At 61.5% G+C, this 20894-nt stretch carries 16 protein-coding genes; 4 read left to right on the top strand and 12 right to left on the bottom strand.

Annotated elements, in window-relative coordinates; genetic code table 11:
• Positions 1–125 precede the first annotated feature (125 nt).
• Positions 126–791: a polysaccharide lyase family 7 protein gene (locus AB5I78_RS27180; protein WP_369301980.1), complete on the bottom strand. Its 666-nt coding sequence runs from the start codon at positions 789–791 to the stop codon at positions 126–128.
• 309 nt (positions 792–1100) lie between these two features.
• Between AB5I78_RS27180 and AB5I78_RS27175 the strand changes: the two genes are divergently transcribed.
• From AB5I78_RS27175 to AB5I78_RS27165, 3 genes are read left to right on the top strand one after another with little or no spacing between them, the layout of a single operon-like run.
• Entirely contained in the window at positions 1101–3206 is a 2106-nt protein-coding gene (locus AB5I78_RS27175; RefSeq protein WP_369301981.1) for a putative bifunctional diguanylate cyclase/phosphodiesterase, read from the top strand.
• 42 nt (positions 3207–3248) lie between these two features.
• A complete protein-coding gene (locus AB5I78_RS27170; RefSeq protein WP_094949103.1) occupies positions 3249–3749 on the top strand; it encodes a M48 family metallopeptidase in 501 nt (166 codons plus the stop codon).
• Positions 3750–3768: 19 nt separating this feature from the next.
• A complete protein-coding gene (locus AB5I78_RS27165) occupies positions 3769–4065 on the top strand; it encodes a helix-turn-helix domain-containing protein (RefSeq protein WP_369301982.1) in 297 nt (98 codons plus the stop codon).
• Between the two features lie 105 nt (positions 4066–4170).
• Here AB5I78_RS27165 and AB5I78_RS27160 read toward each other — a convergent pair whose 3' ends face one another.
• A complete protein-coding gene (locus AB5I78_RS27160; RefSeq protein WP_369301983.1) occupies positions 4171–4623 on the bottom strand; it encodes a GNAT family N-acetyltransferase in 453 nt (150 codons plus the stop codon).
• 198 nt (positions 4624–4821) lie between these two features.
• Here AB5I78_RS27160 and AB5I78_RS27155 point away from each other — a divergent pair, with 198 nt between their 5' ends.
• Positions 4822–5559 (top strand): substrate-binding periplasmic protein, encoded by a 738-nt coding sequence (locus AB5I78_RS27155; protein ID WP_369301984.1) that lies wholly within the window; start codon positions 4822–4824, stop codon positions 5557–5559.
• Positions 5560–5800: 241 nt separating this feature from the next.
• Here the strand turns inward: AB5I78_RS27155 and yccS are convergent, their stop codons facing one another.
• The 10 genes from yccS to betI form a co-directional block, all read right to left on the bottom strand.
• The gene (yccS, locus tag AB5I78_RS27150) at positions 5801–7984 is read right to left on the bottom strand and encodes a YccS family putative transporter (protein WP_145157603.1); all 2184 of its coding nucleotides are present in this window, start codon (positions 7982–7984) and stop codon (positions 5801–5803) included.
• Between the two features lie 215 nt (positions 7985–8199).
• A complete protein-coding gene (locus tag AB5I78_RS27145; protein ID WP_369301985.1) occupies positions 8200–9378 on the bottom strand; it encodes an NAD(P)/FAD-dependent oxidoreductase in 1179 nt (392 codons plus the stop codon).
• Between the two features lie 180 nt (positions 9379–9558).
• The gene (gene dbpA / locus AB5I78_RS27140; protein ID WP_232626477.1) at positions 9559–10896 is read right to left on the bottom strand and encodes an ATP-dependent RNA helicase DbpA; all 1338 of its coding nucleotides are present in this window, start codon (positions 10894–10896) and stop codon (positions 9559–9561) included.
• A 198-nt stretch (positions 10897–11094) separates the two neighbouring features.
• A complete protein-coding gene (gene mdtD / locus AB5I78_RS27135) occupies positions 11095–12522 on the bottom strand; it encodes a multidrug transporter subunit MdtD (RefSeq protein ID WP_369301986.1) in 1428 nt (475 codons plus the stop codon).
• Between the two features lie 36 nt (positions 12523–12558).
• Positions 12559–13449 carry an alpha/beta fold hydrolase gene (locus tag AB5I78_RS27130; protein ID WP_369301987.1) on the bottom strand — a complete coding sequence of 297 codons (891 nt, stop codon included), beginning with the start codon at positions 13447–13449 and terminating at the stop codon, positions 12559–12561.
• Between the two features lie 297 nt (positions 13450–13746).
• On the bottom strand, positions 13747–15063 hold the full coding sequence (locus tag AB5I78_RS27125; RefSeq protein WP_369301988.1) for a TldD/PmbA family protein: 1317 nt from the start codon (positions 15061–15063) through the stop codon (positions 13747–13749).
• Positions 15063–16505 (bottom strand): TldD/PmbA family protein, encoded by a 1443-nt coding sequence (locus tag AB5I78_RS27120; RefSeq protein ID WP_369301989.1) that lies wholly within the window; start codon positions 16503–16505, stop codon positions 15063–15065. Before AB5I78_RS27120 ends, AB5I78_RS27125 begins: the two co-directional genes overlap by 1 nt.
• 195 nt (positions 16506–16700) lie before the next feature.
• On the bottom strand, positions 16701–18404 hold the full coding sequence (gene betA, locus AB5I78_RS27115) for a choline dehydrogenase (RefSeq protein ID WP_369301990.1): 1704 nt from the start codon (positions 18402–18404) through the stop codon (positions 16701–16703).
• A 90-nt stretch (positions 18405–18494) separates the two neighbouring features.
• Positions 18495–19967: a betaine-aldehyde dehydrogenase gene (betB, locus tag AB5I78_RS27110; RefSeq protein WP_106575609.1), complete on the bottom strand. Its 1473-nt coding sequence runs from the start codon at positions 19965–19967 to the stop codon at positions 18495–18497.
• Positions 19968–20077: 110 nt separating this feature from the next.
• Complete coding sequence (gene betI, locus AB5I78_RS27105; protein ID WP_145157581.1) at positions 20078–20671, bottom strand: transcriptional regulator BetI; 594 nt, start codon at positions 20669–20671, stop codon at positions 20078–20080.
• Positions 20672–20894: the final 223 nt, after the last annotated feature.

Below are 20894 nucleotides of genomic sequence, written 5' to 3'. Positions count from 1 at the left end.
GCCGAATGGGTTGGCTGACAGTCCGCCATCGCGGGCAAGCCCGGCTCCCACGGGGATCAGCGGCGGGTTCAAGCGCGAATTATCCGTGGAGTCGTAGTGCCGGCCTGCTTGAAATCAGGCGGCGCTCATTCGTGATCAATATCCAGCTTTGCAAACGTCACCCGTGCGCCTTCCTTGCTGTTGCCACTGTTGTCCTGCACATACGCGCCGGCCTTGAAATACAGCGGTTTGGCGCCCCACGCGGCACCAATGCGCTCATTCCACTGGCCGTCAGCGGCCTCGACGGTCAACAGCCCGGCTTTATTGAGGTTGATCACGTAGGTGAAACTCTTCTCCAGCGGCACATTGGAGGCCACGATAATCACGCGGCCGTCATCCTCGTCCGGGCGCATGCGCACTTTGGCGACAATGTTGCCGGTCTGGGTCTTTTCCTTGAATTGATATTCGAGCTTGATCAGGGGTTTCTGGCTGTCATAGGCGTGGATCTGACCGATGACCACCTTGCCGCTGGAGGGCACCTGGTTGACGGCCAGCGTGGCACGCAGAAAGTTGTCGGCGTCGGTATACGTCCAGTTGCGCAGACGCCCGTCGGCGTAAGTTTCGCGCAATTCGCTGCGCGGGTAGACGGCGTTTTCTGTGCGCGTGCCGGTCACGGGTGTCCAGAATTGCACGTCGCTGCCTTCGGCCTGGAAATATTGGTCCTTGAAGCCGCTAAGCAGTTTCGGGGTGTCGATGGTCGTGGGCGGCGAGCCGACCGGAATGCTCAGGTTCCAGGTGGAAAGGTCGATCATGGTGTTGGCCTTTTTACAGAGGTGAGGCTTTGGCCCGGGGGCCATTCAGGTTCTTTATAGGCGGTGATCGTCCGGTTGTTAAACAATTGCTGGCAATTTATTGGCGTCAGAGGAATGCCAAAAAGCCATGTTTCCCATGGGGCGCGGGCTGTAGCGCTTGACCGTTAGTCGGCTTCCTGAGCTTTGGCGCAATGATGGCACCCGGGTCACTTCTGCTTTTTTAGAACCGGGGCTAGAGTGAGGCCTCAGTGTTTGTCCGGTTTTTATATCAGAAGTGACCGGTACAGCCCTTCAAGGAAGAGACGTAGCATGGATTGCGCTCCACACCCCGGCGACGGCAGTTCGGTTCTTCTGGTGGTTGATGACTACCCGGAAAACCTCATCAGCATGCGTGCGCTTTTGCAGCGTGAAGATTGGCACGTGATGACCGCCGCTTCCGGGCTGGAAGCGTTGGAGTTACTGCTCGCACACGAAGTCGACCTGGTCTTGCTGGATGTGCGCATGCCCGGCATGGACGGCTTTGAGGTTGCGCGCCTGATGCGTGGCAGCCAACGCACACGCATGACGCCGATTATCTTCCTGACCGCCCATGCCCAGTCGCCTGCCTCCGTATTGGAAGGCTATGCCAGCGGCGCCATTGATTACCTGTTCAAACCTTTCGACCCACACATTCTCAAGCCCAAGGTGCAGGCGTTGCTGGAACACCAGCGCAACCGCCGTGCCTTGCAGCGCCTGAGCCATGACCTGGAATCCGCGCGCGCCTTTAACGCCTCGGTGCTCGACAACGCCGCCGAGGGCATCCTGGTGGTGGGCGAGGGCAGTGTGATCGAGTACGCCAACCCGGCCATTTCGCGGCTGCTGAATGCGACGATGGCCGAGTTGCAGGGCGAAAGCTTTTTGAGCTTCCTGCAAAAGCCCCATGTACCGGCCTGGCTGGGGTTCCCTATGTACGAGGCGTATCGCAAAGGTGAGACATGGCGCCAGCACGACGCCATTTTACGCACCAGTCGCGGCCAGCAGGTGCCGGTGGCATTGTCCTGCGCGCCGTTACCCGCCGAGCAGAAGGCTATGGTCGTGACGGTGCTGGACATGTCCGAGGTGCGCCATCTGCACCAGCAACTGGAGTTCCAGGCAGTGACCGACCCGTTGACCGGCCTGCTGAACCGACGCGGCTTTCACCAGGCAGTGGAAAACACGTTGCTGCGCAGTGAGCGAAACGAGCAGTCGCTGGTGCTGCTCTACCTGGACCTCGACGGCTTCAAGCGGGTCAACGATTCGTTGGGCCACGACGCGGGAGACCGGGTGCTGCGCTGGGTTTCCGAGCAAATGCAGGCGTGTCTGCGTTCCTACGACATTCTTGGGCGCATGGGCGGGGATGAGTTCACCGCATTGGTGGAGCTGGAATTCCCGGAACAGGCGGCGAAGATTTCGGAAAAACTGATCGAACGCGTGTCGGTGTGTCAGCAGGTCGACGGTTTGGATGTGATGCTCGGCGTCAGCATTGGCATTGCGACTTTCCCGGACTGCGGCTCTGACCTCAATGGCCTGCTGCGCGCGGCCGACATCGCCATGTACGAAGCCAAGCGTGCGGGGCGTCAGCAATATCGCTATTACGATCAGGAAATGAACGGCCGCGCCCGCTCGCGTCTGATGCTTGAAGACAGCGTGCGTACCGCGATTCAAAACAAGGATTTCACCTTGGTGTACCAGCCCCAGGTCTCGCTGGAAGACGGGCGATTGCGTGGCGTCGAAGCGCTGTTGCGCTGGCAGCACCCGAGCGTCGGCGATGTGCCGCCGGGCTTGTTTTTGCCGTTGCTCGAAGAGGCGCGGCTGATCAGCCAGTTGAGCGCCTGGATCTACCAGCAGGTCGCCGCCCAACGTCAGGCCTGGCAAACCAGCTTCGATGAAGAACTGGTGCTGAGCGTGAGCCTGAGCAGCAGTCAGTTCAACATGCCCAACCTGGCCGGCCAGCTGCAGCAGGTACTCGAGCGACATGGGTTGCAGGCGCGGCAGCTGGAGGTGGAAATCAATGAAGACAGCCTGATGAGCAACCTTGATGAAACCAACAAGCAGCTCAGGTTGCTGCGGCGGATCGGCGTGCGTATCGCCCTGGATGACTTTGGTTTGGGCCAGTGTTCCCTGGCCCATCTGCGTGACCTGGAGTTCGACACGTTGAAGCTTGACCCGCAATTGGTGGCGCGTCTGCCGGGTTCGGTGCGGGACGCCGCGATGGCCCGCAGCATCATCCAGTTGTGCGGGCATTTTGATGTGTTGGTGATCGCCGAAGGCGTGGAAACACTCGAGCAGGCGCAATGGCTGAAGGCCAATGGTTGCTCGTTCGTCCAAGGAGCATGGGCGGCTCAGCCCCTGATTGCTGACGAAGTGGCCGATTGGTCTCACCCCCGTCTGCTTTGAATTCGCTACACTGGCGCCCATTCGAACCCTGTTGCAGACCCCATGACCGCGCTGAAATACCTCCAGGCTTACCCCGCAGCGCTCCAGGAGCAAGTGCGCCAGATGATCGCCAAGGATCAGTTGGGCGCCTACCTGGAGCAACGCTACCCCGAGCGCCATGCGGTGCAAAGTGACAAGGCGTTGTACAGCTATGCCCTGGCCTTGAAGCAGGAACACCTGCGTAACGCGCCGGCCATCGACAAAGTGCTGTTCGACAACCGCCTGGACCTGACCCACCGCGCCTTGGGCCTGCACACCACGATTTCACGGGTGCAGGGCGGCAATCTCAAATCCAAGAAAGAGATTCGCATCGCGGCGTTGTTCAAAGAGGCGGCGCCGGAATTTCTGCGCATGATCGTGGTGCACGAGCTGGCGCACTTCAAGGAATCGGACCACAACAAGGCGTTCTACAAACTCTGCGAATACATGATGCCCGGCTACCATCAGGTGGAATTCGACCTGCGGGTGTACCTCACGTATCGCGACTTGCAGGGCAAGCCCTAACCTCACCAGGCGACCAAGCATGGACGTGGGCAAGACCAAAAGCAGTTTCTATCGCCGCCTGTACGTGGCGTACCTGATCGACAGCGGGCTGGCCAGCAGCGTCCCGGCGTTGACCGACGCCACCGGCATGCCGCGGCGCACGGCGCAGGACACGATTGCGGCATTGGCCGACCTGGATATCCTGTGCGAGTTCGAGCAGGAAGACGGCGCGCGCAATCATGCCGGGCGCTATCGGATTCGTAGCTGGGGGGCGATTGACCGCAAGTGGATCGAGGCGAATCTGGGGGCGATCAAGCAGGTGTTGGGTTATCCCTGACACCGGCTGGTGGTTGGTCTGGCCTCATCGCAGGCAAGCCAGCTCCCACCTGTTGAGTTGTGAACGCTGCCAAAGGTGGGAGCTGGCTTGTCTGCGATGGCGCCCTCACTGACGCCGCATACCAATGTGCGGAATATCGTCCTCCAGGTATTCCTCACCCTCAGCCACAAACCCGTACCGCCCGTAATACCCCTGCAAATGCGCCTGGGCTGACAGAAAGATCGGCGTTTCAGGCCAGATGTCGTCAATGCGCTTGAGGGCTTCTTCCATCATTTGATGGCCCAGCCCGGTGCCGCGTGCCACTGGCGCGACGATCACTCGGCCAATCACCACATCACCGCCCTGGGTTTCCGGGTCCAGCAGCCGCAGGTAGGCCACCAGCTCATCATCTTTCCAGGCCATCAGGTGGTGGGTATCACCCGAAAGGTCCTGCCCGTCGAGGTCCGGATACACGCACTGCTGTTCAACGACAAAGACCTCGCTGCGCAGGCGCAAAAGGGCGTAGAGCTGGTCCTTGCCCAAGTCTTCCTGGTGTTTGCAGACCCAACTAACCGTCATGGTGTGTTCTCTTGTTAATGGCTGGAGCCGATAGTAAGCGTGACGGTCAGAACTGTCTAAATTCAGCATTTTTGTGAATGGCGTCAATTTGCCATCATTCCGTGCGCGCGCGGCCCGGTTCTTTGTGTAATCTGCAATGCAGCCTCATTGATGAGCTACTGTTATCAAGCCACTGCCTGCCCGCCAAGGACTTTAAGCATGCCGCGATTTTCTCGTGCCGTTGCTTTGATAGGAGTGTTGTTGCTGACCACGCCAGCGGTCGCACAACGTCTGCGTTTGGTGGCGGATGCCTGGCCACCGTTTACTGATTCGACATTGATCAACGGTGGGTTGGCCACCGACATTGTCAGCACGGCCCTGGCGCGCGCCGGCTACGCCAGTGACTTTGAGCAGGTACCTTGGGCGCGTGCGTTGATGGGCGTGGGTGATGGCCGCTATGACGTGTTGATCAATGCCTGGTACGACGAGGCGCGCACGCAACTGGGGCAGTTTTCCGCTGAGTACCTGCTCAACCGCGTGCGGTTTATCAAGCGCCGGGACGACCCCATTGAGTATCAGAACCTTGAACAGCTGCACGGTGAGCCCATCGCCGTGGTGCGCGGGTATGCCTATTCGGGGGCGTTCGACCAGGATGCGCAGTTGCAGAAAGTGCCGGTGCATAACTTCGCCATGGCCGTGCGCATGCTCGCGGCGCAACGCGTGAGGCTGACGCTGGAAGACGAATATGTCGCCCGCTATTACCTGGCGCGCGAGTCGCCACGGGTGCGCAATGCGGTGGAGTTTTTACCCCAGGCGTTGAGCGAAAACAGCCTGCATATTCTGGTCAGCCTGAAGAACCCCGAGCATGCACAGATTGTTGCCGGTTTCGACCGGGAGATTGCCAAGATGAAGGTTGATGGCAGTTATGCACGGCTGATGAAGGCGCATGGGATGTGAACGGGGTGAATGCTTTATTGTGCCAAGCAGGCTTCTCGTGGCAAGCGGTCTGCCTGTGGTAAGGCGGCTTCCTGTGGCGAGCGGGCTTGCCCCGCGTTGGGCTGCGTAGCAGCCCCAATACCTGACACCTTGATTTACCTGATGCACCGTGGCGGTCTTTTCTGGGGCCGCTTCGCGCCCCAACGCGGGGCAAGCCCGCTCGCCACAGGAAGCCCACCCGCCACAGGAAGCACCGCTGCCATTAAGCCGCGCGGGTGTCCTTGATCAGGTGCGCCGCCAGCGTGCGCAGCGGCCCCAGCTGCCGGCAGATCAACGCCAACTGCGTCTGCACCAACCGCTGCCCCTCATCGATTTCATCCGGCATCTGCTCCAGGTCCGCTGCCAGGGCTTCTTCGGCGTCGCTTTGAATTGCGATCGGCTGCTTGTTGGCCAGCCCCGTGGCGATCTCGTCGATGCTCGCTGCCAGGCTGTTGCCGGCGCCGTCGATCAAGTGCTCACGCACTTCGGCCGGCAGTTGGGTTTCGCGGTGTGCGCCCAGCCCCGACAGGTAGCTGAGCAGGGTGTGCGACAGCACCAAAAAGCGGAAGCCTACGTCAGCTTCTTTGCGAAAGTGCCCAGGCTCCATCAGCATGTTCGCCAGCGTGGTGGACAGCGCCGCATCGGCGTTGTGCGCGTTGCGCCGGGCCAGGCGGTAGGCCAGGTCGTCGCTCTTGCCGGCGGCGTATTGCTGCATGATCTGGCGCAGGTAGATGCTGTTGCAGGTCAGGGTGTTGGCCAGCACCTTGTTCAGGCGCCGGCCCTGCCAGTCCGGCAGGAACAGGAATACCGCCAGGCCCGCGATCAGGCTGCCAATCAGCGTATCGAACAGCCGTGGCAGGAACAGCCCGTAGCCATCACCCACTTGGTTGAAGCAGAACAACACCATCAAGGTGATTGCCGCCGTGGCCAGGGTGTAGCGGGTGGTTCGGTTGATAAAGAACACCAGGCCGGCGGCGATGGCGAACAGCGATTGCACCAGCGGGCTTGGGAACAGATCGAACAGTGCCCAGGCCACGGTCAGGCCGATGGCCGTGCCGATGATCCGTTGGCCGAGTTTGCGCCGGGTGGCGCCGTAGTTGGGCTGGCACACGAACAGGGTGGTGAGGATGATCCAATAACCCTGGGAGGCGTGAATCGCATGCAGGGTGCCGTAGCCAATGGTCAGCGCCAGGGCCAGGCGCAAGGCATGGCGGAACAGCAGCGAGGTCGGCGTCAGTTGCGTGCGCAGGCGCGTCCACATTTCCTTGAGGTTGCGTGGCGCGCGGTCCAGCAGGTTGCTGTCGGTGGCGTCCGCGAGGGCGTCGGGGTTGCTGGCGTCGCCGAGCAGGCGGTCGAGGGTCGACAGGTTGGCCGCCAGGGCGCGCAACGAGCGCAGCAGGCCGCGCCAGGCCGGGTTGCTCTGGATGCGCAGGTGTTCCAGCGAGGCATTCAGGTCGCCCAGCGCTTCGGCGAAGCTGTCGTCATAAATGAACGGCTGGCGCAGCTGGATCGACTCGCCCAGGGTCTGGCAGGCCTTGCCTTGCTGGCGCAGCAGGCGCTGACAGCGGAACAGCACGTCGCTGTGGAAAAAGGCGTCAGCCAGGGCGTTGTACGGGTAATGCGAGGAGCTGGCGCGTTCGTGGATGTCCTGGGCGAGGAAGTACAGCTTCAAGTAGCGGCTGACCTTCGAGCCGGGCCGACCATTGCCCACGCGGTGCAGGATGATTTCCTTCGCCGCATTCAGCGCTGCCACAACGCGCCCGTTTTGCTGGGCGAGTTCCAGGCGGCGCGCTTCCACGTCCAACTGGCGGATCGGTTCGAACAGCGACGATTTGAGCTTGAGATAACGCCCCAACTCGCGAAACAGCCGCGCCAGGCTTTGCTGCACCGGCTGGTTGGAAAACAGCACCTGCCACAGCACCGAGAGCACGCCATACCAGGCTGCACCGGCCACCAGCAGCAGCGGTTCATGCCAGAAATCAGAGACGGCGCCACCGCGCTGGTCCACACCAATCATGGTGTACACCGACAGAATCAGCGTCGCCGAAGCAATCGCGCCATAGCGTTCGCCCAGCGCACCCAGCATGGTCAGGCAGAAACTGGCCAGGGCCAGGGCGATCGCGAACATCCACGGGTAAGGGAACAGCAGTTCCACCGACAGCGCGGCGATGCTGAAGCACACCAGCGTCACCGCCAGAGCGTTGAGGCGGCCTTGCCAACTGTCATCGGTCTCGGCCAGGGCGCTGGCGATAATCCCCAGGAACAGCGGGATCAGCAGCGTCATTTCGTCCTGATACCAGCACAGCGCCATGCTGCCGGTGAGGGCGATGAACACCCGTACGCTGTAGCTGAATTTATCCAGCGCCCACAGGCGCCGCATGGACTGCTTGAACGAGGTCGATGACATGAAGTCTGGAGTCTTCCGGGACGATGCCGCTAAATTGAGCTATCAAGGACGCCACGGCAAGCGTAGCGATCACATCGATGCGCAAAATAACTTCCAGGCACACCACAAGACACATGTGGGAGCTGGCTTGCCTGCGATAGCGATGTTGGATTCACCACCGCTATCGCAGGCAAGCCAGCTCCCACAGGTTTTTGCATTTCAAGGTTTAAGCGGCGTCAGGCATATTGCGCAGCGGCATAACCCGACGCCCAGGCCCACTGGAAGTTGAACCCGCCCAGGTGACCGGTCACATCCAGCACCTCGCCGATGAAGTACAGCCCCGGGCTTTTCAGCGATTCCATGGTCTTGGACGACACTTCCCGCGTGTCAACGCCACCCAGCGTTACCTCGGCCGTGCGATAGCCTTCAGTGCCCGCCGGCACCAGTTGCCAGCTCGACAGCTTTTGCGCGATGTCGGCGATTTCGGCGTGGGTGTACTGCTTCATCGGTTTGGATGCAAACCAGGTGTCGGCCAACAGGTTGGCCATCTTCTTGGTGAAGATCTCACCCAGCAGGGTTTTCAACTCGCTGTTGGGGCGCTCGACCTGTTGCTGTTGCAGCCAGGCGTGGGCGTCGTGGTCGGGCAGCAGGTTGATTTGCACCGTGTCGCCGGTTTCCCAGTACGAGGAAATCTGCAGGATCGCCGGCCCGCTCAGGCCGCGGTGAGTAAACAGAATGTTCTCGCGAAAACTCTGGTCGTTGCAGCTGACCAGGCAGTCCACCGAGGTGCCGGATAGCTCGCCGCACAAGTTCTTGAGCTGGTCGGTAATGGTAAACGGCACCAACCCTGCGCGGGTCGGCAGCAGTTCGTGGCCGAACTGTTTGGCTACCTGATATCCGAACCCGGTAGCGCCCAGGGTCGGAATCGACAGGCCGCCCGTGGCGATCACCAGGGATTCGCAGCGCAGCTCACCCAGAGTGGTTTGCAACTGATAACCGGCTTCAAGCTTGGCAATCTCCTGAACCGACGTGTCCAGGTGCATGCTCACGCCGGCTTGAATGCATTCATCGAGCAGCATGCCGAGGATGTCGCTGGACTTGTTATCGCAGAACAACTGGCCGAGCTTTTTCTCGTGGTACGGCACGCCATGCTTGGCCACCAGACCGATGAAGTCCCACTGGGTGTAGCGGGCCAGCGCAGACTTGCAGAAGTGCGCGTTGTGCGAGAGGAAGTTGGCCGGCTCGGTGTACATGTTGGTGAAATTGCAGCGGCCACCGCCGGACATCAGGATCTTTTTGCCGGCCTTGTTCGCGTGGTCGATCAACATCACCTTGCGCCCACGCCCGGCGGCCGTCAGCGCGCACATCAAGCCTGCGGCGCCGGCGCCAATGATCACAACTTCGGTCGAGCGCACAGCAATGTCCTCACAAAAAAATTGATCTGAAATGCAATCAAATGTGGGAGCTGGCTTCTGTGGGAGCCGGGCTTGCCCGCGATGCAGGCACCTCGGTATATCAGTTACACCGAAGTGATGCTATCGCAGGCAAGCCAGCTCCCACATTGATTCGGTTCCCACAGTGGCTACGCGGTGCTGTTACAGGATGCGCACGCGCAACGAACGGCCTTTGATCTTGCCGTCATTCAAACGCTGCAGCGCCTGCTTGGCGATCCCGCGTTCCACGGCCACAAAGGCCTGGAAGTCGAAGATCGCGATCTTGCCGACCTGGGCACCGGGGATGCCGGCGTCACCGGTCAATGCACCGAGGATGTCGCCCGGGCGAACCTTGTCTTTACGGCCGGCGGCGATGCACAGGGTGCTCATCTGCGGCAGCAACGGGCCGCCGCTTTGTGGCTTGAGGTTGTCCAGCTGGTCCCAGTTCAGCGGCGACTTCTGCAGTTGCTCGATGGCCTGGGCGCGGTGCGCTTCGGACGGCGCCACCAGGCTGATGGCGATGCCGGTTTCGCCAGCGCGGCCGGTACGGCCTACACGGTGAATGTGGATTTCCGAGTCGCGGGCCAGTTCGACGTTGATCACCATGTCCAGCGAGTCAATGTCCAGGCCACGCGCGGCCACGTCGGTGGCGACCAGCACCGAGGTGCTGCGGTTGGCGAACATCGCCAGTACCTGGTCACGGTCGCGCTGTTCCAGGTCGCCATGCAGGCCGACGGCGGAGATGCCCTTGGCCGTCAGGTGATCCACGGTTTCCTGCACTTGCTGCTTGGTAAAGCAGAACGCCACGCACGAGGCCGGGCGGAAATGCGCGAGCACCTTGGTCACGGCGTCCATGCGCTCTTCCGGCGAGATCTCGTAGAAACGCTGCTCGATCTGGTCGTCGGAGTGGAACGCTTCAGCCTTCACTTGCTGCGGCGCACGCATGAACTTGGAGGCCAGTTGCTTGATGCTCACCGGGTAGGTGGCCGAGAACAGCAGGGTCTGGCGGCGTGGCGGGGTCTTGCTGATGATGTCTTCGATGGCGTCGTAGAAGCCCATGTCGAGCATGCGGTCAGCTTCGTCGAGGATCAGCGTGTTCAAACCGTCCAGCACCAGCGAACCCTTGCGCAGGTGCTGCTGGATACGGCCCGGGGTGCCGACGATGACGTGGGCGCCGTGTTCCAGCGAGGCAATCTGCGGGCCGAGGGACACGCCGCCGCACAGGGTCAGCACCTTGATGTTGTCTTCGGCACGCGCCAGGCGACGGATTTCCTTGGCGACCTGGTCGGCCAGCTCACGCGTCGGGCACATCACCAGCGCCTGGCAGCCGAAGTAGCGCGGGTTGATCGGGTTCAACAGGCCAATGCCGAAGGCGGCAGTTTTGCCGCTGCCGGTCTTGGCCTGGGCAATCAGGTCCAGCCCCTTGAGGATCACCGGCAAGCTTTGCGCCTGGATCTGCGTCATCTCGACATAACCCAGCGAGTCGAGGTTAGCCAGCATGGCGGCGGAGAGCGGCAAAGTATTAAAAGCGGTGGCGATGGTAGTCACGGGACTGGCTCTGCAAAACAAAATGTCGCGCAGTGTAACAGCCCGCTACGGATTTCTTCGCAAGTTCTAGACGAGGGGAGGCGGGCAGCGGCAAGTTACGCGCTACAAGCCGCAGGCTTGAGGCTTCCAGCTTGAAGCGTGCCGCTGCTGCTAATGCTCAATGTCGTGCTCGGGGCTGACCACGCGTTTGCCGTCTTTTGGCGACAGTTGCAGGAAGATCGCCGCCGCCAGCATCGCCATGATGCCCACGGTGAGAAAGGTCAGCTGGAACGCGCCGAGCACGCTTTCCACCCCGTCGTTGCCCGCTTCGGCAGTAAAACCGCCGAGCAGCGCACCGGCGCACGCTACCCCAAGGCTCAGGGACAGTTGCGCCACCACCGAGAGCAAACTGTTGCCGCTGCTGGCCTGGGCGTCATCGAGGTCGATCAGGGTGACGGTGTTCATCGCGGTGAACTGCAAGGAGTTGATCGCACCCAGCACCGCCAGCATTCCCAGTAGAAGCGGATAGGGCGTCTGCTCGCTGACCAGGCCCATGCTCGCCAGCATGATGCCCAGCGCCAGGGTGTTGCCGGTCAGCACAATGCGGTACCCCAGGCGCTCGATCAACGGTCGGGCGATGGACTTGGCAAACATCGCCGCCGCCGCCAGCGGCAACATGCTCATCCCGGCTTCCGAGGGCGAATAACCCAGCGCCACCTGCAACAGCAGCGGTACCAGGAACGGCAGCGCGCCGCTGCCGAGCCGCGCAAACAGGTTGCCGAGAATGCCCACGGCAAAGGTGCGCGTCTTGAACAGCACCGGCGAGAACAGCGGGTTGTCGATATGCCCGGCGCGCAGCCAGTACGCTGCCAGGCATGCCAGCCCGCCAAACAGCAGCAACATCACGCGCAAATGCGGCAAGTGCAATTCGCCCAGGCCTTCCATGGCGATGGTGATCAGCACCATCGCCGCGCCAAACAGCACGAACCCCACGCTGTCGAAACGCGTGCGCTCGCTGCCGCGCAGGTCGGGGATCAGTTTCCACACGGCGTAGCAACCGATCATGCCCACCGGCAGGTTGATCAGGAAGATCCAGTGCCAGGTCAGGTATTGCACCATCCAGCCGCCCATGGTCGGGCCGAGCAACGGGCCGAGCAGGCCGGGAATGGTAATGAAGCCCATGATCCGCACCAGTTCGGAGCGCGGATAAGCGCGTAAGACCACCAACCGCCCCACCGGCAGCATCAGCGCGCCGCCCAAGCCCTGGATGACCCGCGCGCCTACCAGCATGGTCAAGCTGCTGGACAGGGCGCACAGCAGCGAGCCAATGCTAAACAGCATGATCGCGCCAAAGAAGATTTTCTTGGTGCCGAAGCGGTCGGCCACCCAACCCGAGGCCGGAATCAGCAAGGCGACGGTGAGCATGTAAGCAATCACCACGCCTTGCATGCGCAGCGGGTTTTCCGCGAGGTCCCGGGCCATGGCCGGCAGTGCTGTGTTGAGAATCGTCCCATCCAGCGACTGCATGAAGAAGGCAATCGCCACCACCCAGGGGAGCCAGCGGGCGGTCTTGGCGTCGAGAGGGGCGCGATTGGGCATGAGCTACCTTTTTGTTAGCAGGCTATGTGTCGGCGATTATGCGCCATCCGTCGCTCCTTTTCCCACTGGCGGTTCGTCTAAATCTGACAATGTCGCGTGCGCTCCGACGAGGAAATCCAGCAGCGCCCGGTGCACCGCCAGCGCAGCCTCGCGGGATTCAAGGTCGAGCAAGTGGCCGGTGTGTTCGGCGACGGCGAAGGTGCTGCGGCCCACGTATTTTTTGAACAGTTGGGCCTCCGCGGCCGGGGTGTACTCATCCAGCGCGCCGTTGATGAAATGCACCGGGGTTTCGATCTGCGTGAGCGCCGGCAGGTAATTGCCATCGCCCAGGCCCAGCACCTGGTGGATATGAAAGCGCGCCTGGCGGTACTCGGTGGTGGCCATGTTCGACAGGTGCCGGTGGTTATTGCGCTTGAGGCGCGGTGACAGGTACTTGCCAACGGTCTCGTTGAGCAGGTGGCCAACGGCAGACTTGTCATCCGCTTCGATCAGCACGCGCACGCGCTCCACGTAGTCGAGCATGGCCTGGTTGAGGTTGGGCGCCAGGGCCATCACCACCGAGCTTTCGATAGAGGGCGGGTTGTGCGCCAGGGTCATCAGCGTAGAGATGCCGCCCCAGGAGGCCGACACCAGGTGGCTGACCTGGAAGCGTTCTACCAGGGCACGCAGGATTTGGACTTCGTCGTCCTTGGTGACCAGGTCAAGGTTGCTGTTGTGCTCGCGCGAAAGGCCTGAGAACGGCAGATCGAACAGCAGCACATTGAAGTGTTCCGCCAGGCACTTGCTGGTGCGGGCGAAGGAGCGGGTGGTGGACAGTGCCCCATTGACCATCAGGACGGTTTTCTTTTCCGAATCGTTACCGAGCTGCTCAACGTGAACGTTGTAGTGTTTGAACAGCCCTTCTATGACAAAACTTCCATGGTCCATGTCAACGCTCCAGCTTGCCCAATCCAGGCAAGGTCATGCATCACGTGCGCACACGTGGGGTTGGTGGCGGGGTGCCACTAACCGTTATAACGAGGTTTTTTACGGGCGACAACATGCCGCACGGGGAGAAGTATGAGATGGGATTTTTCGGTAGGAAGGAGCTAAACGAGGGTGTAAGGAACGAGCACAGAACAGTGTGGGAGCTGGCTTGCCTGCGATGCAGTCACCTCGGTGTATCAGTGACACCGCAGTGATGCTATCGCAGGCAAGCCAGCTCCCACAGGGGAGTCGCAGTGCTTATAAGGTGAGAGTCAGGCGTTTGACCAAGGCGCCTGGCAACAAGTTGGACGCGGTATTGCGCTGGCTATACGTACTGGCCGACAACAGCAACTCACGCTCAGCGGTCAGCGCCTCGAGCTGCGAGCCGAGCAAACTGTAGACGCTGTCATCAAAGCGCATGGTGCTGACCGGCGCCTTGATCTCGCCGTCTTCCACCCAGAACGTGGCAAAGCGCGTCATGCCGGTCAGGCGGGCGGCCGGCAAATCCGAGTAGTTCAGGTACCACAGGTTGCTGATGTACAGCCCGGTGCCCAACTGCTTGAGGATATCGGCCTGGGCGAGGCCGCCCGCCGCCATCTGCAAGGCGCTGGGCGACTCGTCGCTGCTGGCGCCGTTGGTGCTCAGGCCGTATTCGGCGGCGCTGCGCGAGTTGATCAACTGGCCCTCGGCCTTGCCCGCGTTAATCAGCGTCACGTCCCCGCGCGGGTAGCCTTCGGTGGAGAACGCCTGGCTCAGCGAGCCGCTGATCTGCTCATCGACTTTGACCAATGGGCTCAACGACTGCTCACCGGCATACAGCTTTTGCAACGAGCTGGCTTTGCTGGCGATGGCCTGAGCGGAAAACCCGCCCCAGGTGATGATGCTGATGATTTCTTCCAGCGCCGCGGGGGCGAGGTAGGCGCGGTACTGCCCGGGGGCGAGCTTGTGCAGTGGGCGGCCAAGAAACTCTAGTTGCTCGCGCGCCTGCTGCAAGCGTGCGCTGAATTCGGCGCTGTCCCAGGTGTGCCCGGCGTAGCTGGCTTTGACCGCTTCGCCGTTGGCGTGGAACAGGCTGAAATCGAAGTTGAAGCTGTTGGCCTGATGCCAGCCAAACGCGCCGTCCGAACTGGCGAACCCTCGGGTGATCGGGCCAGCAGCGTAAAAGCCGACCAGGTCCACGCCTTCTGCGGCCTGGCTGATGTCTTCCAGCACTTGGGCCAGTTCCGGCAGCGGTCGTAGCTGCTCGTTATGGCTTTGCCAGGCATTGTGGTTCAGCAGCAGGTACGGGTCCTGTGGCAGCAAAGGCAAGGTTTCGCGCAACTGTTGCAGGCCATCGGCGAGGCGCTGACGGTCCAGTTCCGGCTCACCGGCCAAGGTAATGCCGAGGTCGGCGTGGCGGCCGTCGTTGATCAGCTTGAGGTTGAGGCTTGCCTGTTGCACCTGGCCGGCCTGGCGCACCTGGGCGTGGTTGAAGCGTACGAACTCGGATGATTCGTCTGCGTAGCCGAGGTGAAATTGTTCCTTTTCGGTGATGGCCTGCTTGAGCCAATCCACCAATGCCTTGAAGTTGTTCATCAGGCATCTCCCCCAAATACGTCGACATCACTGAACACACACGCCGGTGACGCGTGACCCACGCGAATCACCTGGTTGGGCTCGCCTTTGCCGCAGTTCGGCGTGCCCAACACCTTGAACGTGCTGGCGTCGCCGACGGCGCTGAGCTTGCGCCAGAACTGCGCGGAAATTGCACGGTAGTTGGGGTTCTTCACCACGCCTTTAAGCTCGCCGTTTTCGATCAGTTGGCCCCACTCGCAGCCGAACTGGAATTTATTGCGCGCATCATCAATGGACCATGAGCGGTTGGTGCTCATCAGAATGCCGTGCTCGATGCCGCTGATCAGCTCGGCCTGGGTTTTGTCGCCGGCCTCGATGTTCAAGTTGGCCATGCGGTCGATCGGCGCGCGGTTCCAGCTGCACGCGCGGCTGTTGGCGACCCCGCCGAGCCCCGAGCGAAATTGCGACAGCGCGCCGCCCAGTGGCTTGAGCAGCAAACCGTCGCGGATCAGGAACTGCTTGGTGGCGCGGGTGCCGTCGTCGTCATGGCTGTAGCTGGCGAGCTGCTCGGGGATGTCCGGGTCGAAGGTCACGTTGAGCAGGGGCGAGCCGTATTGCAGGTGGCCAAAATCGCTGGCCTTCACAAAGCTGGTGCCGGCGTAATTGCGCTCATCACCCAGGATGCGGTCCAGCTCCAGCGGGTGGCCGATGGACTCGTGGATCTGCAGGATCATCTGGTCGGGCATCAGCAGCAGGTCGCGCGGGCCGTTGGGTGTGTTGGGCGCGAGCAGCAGTTGCAGGGCTTCGTCGGCCACCTGGCGGGCGGCGCCGGCCAGGCCGAAGCGGCGAATCACGTTCGCACTGCCTTGCTGGCCGAAGTTGGTGCCGCCCAGGGTGCGGGTCTGGCTGTCGTTGCCGTCAAACGCGGTGACGCTCAGGCCCGGGTAGACGAAACGCTGAGCCTGGCGCAGTTCGGCACCGGCGCTGTTGAGGTAGATCTGCTCCACGCGGGTGGTGCCCAGGCTGACTTCCCAGCTGACCAGGCGCTCGTCCTTGGGCACGCTGGCAGACTCATCGCCCAACAATTGGTAGCAGTCGCTCAAGGACGGGAAGGGCTGGTCGAGGTCCGGTGACAGGTAGTCGGCGACGTCACTGGAGACCGGCTGCGTTTGCAGGTAGAGCAGGGCGTGGGGCAAGATCCGCCGGGCTTGCTGTTCAGCGCGCTCAAGGGCGGCTTGCAGGCCGGCAAGCGAGATGTCGTTGGTGGCGGCGTAGGCTTCCACGCCGTTGAGACGCACGGTGAGCATGGCGCCCTCGTCGTGGTTCAGGTGTGGCGGCTCGGCGACGTTCTTGCGGACCGACAGGTATTGGCCGGATTCGCGGACGTAACGCAGCGAGAAAAATTCGGCGCGGGTGCGCAGGGCACTGAAGTGCTTTTTGAGAGTGGCGTGGTAATCGAACATGGGGCCTTCCTTGTGGGCGGCTCATCGCGGGCAGGCAACAGAGTAGGCCTGGGCTGGGAGCTGATCAAGGAAAGAGGTTTTGCAGCGTCTGGTCGGGCCCTATCGGGGGCAAGCCCCCTCCCACATTTTGACCCTGTGCACCCGATCAAGTGTGGGAGGGGGCTTGCCCCCGATAGGAGCGCCGCGGTGTATCAGTTACTGCGCGGTAGGGCCGACTTCACGCATCGGCTTGCCACGCACCGGCGCATCGCCTGCTACGTAGTAGTCGGCGGTGCTGCGCGGCAGCGGTTGGCGGCCACGGATCTTGTCGGCGATTTTCTCGGCGATCATGATCGTCGGCGCGTTCAGGTTGCCGGTGGTGATGATCGGCATGATCGACGCATCCACAACGCGCAGACCCTGCATGCCATGCACACGGCCTTCGCCATCCACTACAGCCATCTCGTCGGTGCCCATCTTGCACGAGCAGGACGGGTGGAACGCAGTTTCGGCGTGCTCGCGGATGAACTTGTCGAGTTGCTCATCGGTTTGCACTTCAATACCCGGGCTGATTTCGCGGCCACGGTAGGGGTCCAGCGCCGGCTGCTGCATGATTTCACGGGTCAGGCGGATGCCGTCACGGAATTCCTGCCAGTCCTGCTCAGTGGCCATGTAGTTGAAGAGGATGCTCGGGTAGTCCCGTGGGTTCTTCGACTTCAATTGCACGCGGCCACGGCTTGGCGAACGCATGGAACCCATGTGTGCCTGGAACCCGTGCTCTTTCACGCCGTTGCTGCCGTTGTAATTAATCGCGACCGGCAGGAAGTGGTACTGGATGTTCGGCCATTCGAATTCCGGACGCGAACGGATAAAACCGCCGGCTTCGAACTGGTTGCTGGCGCCGATGCCTGTGCCGTTGAACAGCCACTCGGCACCAATCGCAGGCTGGTTGTACCAGAGCAGCGACGGGTACAGCGACACCGGTTGGGTGCAGGCGTATTGCAGGTACAGCTCAAGGTGGTCCTGCAGGTTTTCGCCAACGCCTGGCAGGTCGTGAACCACCGGGATGTCGAGGCTTTCGAGCAGTTTGGCCGGGCCCACACCGGAGCGTTGCAGCAGTTGCGGCGAAGCGATTGCGCCGCTGCACACCAATACTTCTTTGCGCGCACGGGCTTCAACGCGCTCTTCGGCAGCGCCGATCAGGTAACGCACGCCAACGGCACGCTTGCCTTCAAACAACACTTTGTCGGTGAGGGCGTGGGTGACGATGGTCAGGGTCGAACGCTTTTTAGCCGTGTCCAGGTAACCGCGTGCGGTGCTGGCGCGACGGCCTTTAGGCGTGACAGTACGGTCCATCGGGCCGAAGCCTTCTTGCTGGTAGCCGTTCAAGTCGTCGGTGCGCGGGTAGCCGGCCTGCACGCCGGCTTCAACCATGGCGTGGAACAGCGGGTTGTTGCCGGCTTTGGGCGTGGTCACGCTGACCGGGCCTTCGCCACCGTGGTAGTCGTTCGGACCGATGTCGCGGGTTTCGGCTTTACGGAAATACGGCAGGCAGTCGAGGTAAGTCCAGTTTTCCAGACCTGGCAGCTTCGACCAGTTGTCGTAGTCCATCGCGTTGCCACGGATGTAGCACATGCCGTTGATCAGCGAGGAGCCGCCCAGGCCCTTGCCGCGACCGCATTCCATCCGGCGACCGTCCATGTGCGGCTCTGGATCGGTTTCGTAGGCCCAGTTGTAGCGACGGCCTTGCAGCGGGAACGCCAGCGCGGCCGGCATTTGGGTACGGAAGTCAAAACGGTAATCCGGGCCGCCGGCTTCCAGCAGCAGGACGGTGACGCCTTCGTCTTCGGTCAGACGGGTCGCCAGGGTGTTACCGGCGGAGCCGGCACCCACAATGATGTAATCGTATTCTTGGGACATTGGATGCACCCTCTTTGAAGTGTGGTCAGGTCGGGCCTCATCGGGGGCTTGCCCCGATGGCGGCCTCAAAGGCAACACAAAGCTCGGGATTTAGAACACCGAGGCGTAGTCGCCCAGCTCAACCTGTACCGATTTGATGCGGGTGAAGTTGTTCAGCGAGCTGATGCCGTTCTCACGGCCCACACCGGATTGCTTGTAACCACCGACCGGCATCTTGGCGTCGGATTCGCCCCAGGCGTTGATCCAGCAGATACCCGCTTCCAGCTGATGAATCACGCGGTGAGCGCGGTTCAGGTCTTTGGTCACAAGGCCAGCAGCCAGGCCGAAGTCGGTGTCGTTGGCACGGCGGATCACTTCTTCTTCGGTCTCGTAAGTGAGGATGCTCATCACAGGGCCGAAGATTTCTTCACGGACGATGGTCATCTCGTCGGTGCAGTCGGTGAACACGGTCGGGGCCACGTAGGCGCCTTTGGCGAAGTTGCCATCGGTCAGACGGTCGCCGCCGCACAGGACGCGGGCGCCTTCTTCCTTACCTTTGGCGATGTAGCCGAGCACGCTTTCCATGTGGGCGAAGCTGACCAGCGGGCCGAAGTTGGTGTTCTCGTCTTGCGGGTCGCCAATGCGGATGCGCGCAACACGCTCAACAATCTTGGCTTCGAAGGCCGCCTGCAGGTGCTTAGGCACGAACACGCGAGTGCCGTTGGTGCAGACCTGGCCGGAGCTGTAGAAGTTGGCCATCATCGCGATGTCGGCCGCGCGATCCAGGTCGGCGTCTTCGAACACGATCAGCGGCGACTTGCCGCCCAGTTCCATGGTGACTTCTTTGAGCGAGGAGCTCGAAGCGCTGGCCATGACTTTCTTGCCGGTGTCGGTGCCGCCGGTGAACGAGACTTTCTCGATGCGCGGGTGCTCGGTCAGCCAGGTGCCGACTTCACGGCCGCTGCCGGTCAGGACGTTGAACACGCCAGCCGGCACGCCAGCTTCGGTGTAGATCTCGGCCAGTTTCAGGGTGGTCAGCGAGGTGACTTCGCTTGGCTTGAAGATCATCGCGTTACCCGCCGCCAGGGCCGGTGCGGATTTCCACAGGGCGATCTGGATCGGGTAGTTCCACGCGCCGATACCGGCGACCACGCCCAGCGGTTCGCGGCGGGTGTAGACGAACGACGTGTCGCGCAGTGGGATCTGCTCGCCTTCGATGGCCGGCACCAGGCCTGCGTAGTATTCCAGCACGTCGGCGCCGGTGACGATGTCGACGTATTGGGTTTCGGAGAAGGCTTTACCGGTGTCCAGGGTTTCCAGCGCGGCCAGCTCATCGTTGCGCTCGCGCAGGATGTCGACGGCACGACGCAGGATGCGCGAACGCTCCATGGCGGTCATCGCGGCCCAGATTTTCTGGCCTTTTTCGGCGCTGACCACGGCACGTTCAACGTCTTCCTTGGTAGCACGTTGCACTTGGGCGAGAACTTCACCGTTAGCCGGGTTGATGGCTTCGAAGGTGGCATCGCTGCCAGCGTCGCTGTAGCCGCCGTCAATGTAGAGTTTTTGCAGTTCGAAACGGGCCATAAAGTCCTCGCAAGTGCATAAGTGGTTGGCGTTACCCGCCGCCGGTGAGCCATGGGGTTTCTGGCAACACTGAGCGGCAGACGTTCAGGGGTTGAGCGGTTATGTGTGCTCTAACTCACCTGCTTGGCCAATTGGAAATCCATGTATTCGTAAGCGATCCGTTGCGCCTGCTCCGTGTCGAAAGCGTCTCCCGACAGGGCGCCGCGCAACCACAAACCGTCGATCAGGGCCGCCAGGCCTCTGGCTGCTTTGCGTGCGTGAGGCAGCGGCAGCACTCGGCGGAACTGGCAGCACAGGTTGGAATACAGACGTTGATCGTTGATCCGCTGCAACCTGTGCAATGACGGGTGATGCATGCTGGTGGCCCAGAAGGCCAGCCAGGTTTTCATTGCCGGTCCGTTGACCTGGCTGGCATCGAAGTTGCCCTCGATGATCACCCGAAGGTGCGCCCGTGGGCTGTCGTCCTTCAGCGCTTGCCTGCGTTCGTGGACATTCTCGATCAGCACATTCATCAAGTACCGCATCGTCGCGGCGATCAGGCCGTTCTTGTCCTGAAAGTAGTGACTGATGATGCCGTTCGAGACGCCGGCCAAACGGGCGATCAGCGCAATGCTGGCATCTCCCATTCCGACCTGATCGATGGCCGTCAAGGTGGCTTCGATCAACTGCTGGCGGCGTATGGGTTGCATACCGACCTTGGGCATGTAGCACCTCTCCTTAGGCCTGCCGTTGGGCGATAAACGTCCGTCGGCTTGAAGGCCAGTCTATTTTGTTTTGATTGAACGTTCAATCAACAAAGAATAAGATCTGCGACAAATGGTCGCGACCTGCAGATATTTCCTACCTGTGAGCCACTGCCTCTGACACCTGCAAAAACCCTTGAAACAGGCCGTATCAGGGCCTGGCCACTGCTTCGGCGCGGCTCAA

The sequence above is a fragment of the Pseudomonas sp. N2-3-1-14 genome (genome assembly GCF_041228395.1).
Taxonomy (GTDB): Bacteria; Pseudomonadota; Gammaproteobacteria; order Pseudomonadales; family Pseudomonadaceae; genus Aquipseudomonas.
The sequence above is the reverse complement of the archived record's forward strand: the minus strand, read 5'-3'. Positions and strand labels throughout refer to the sequence as shown.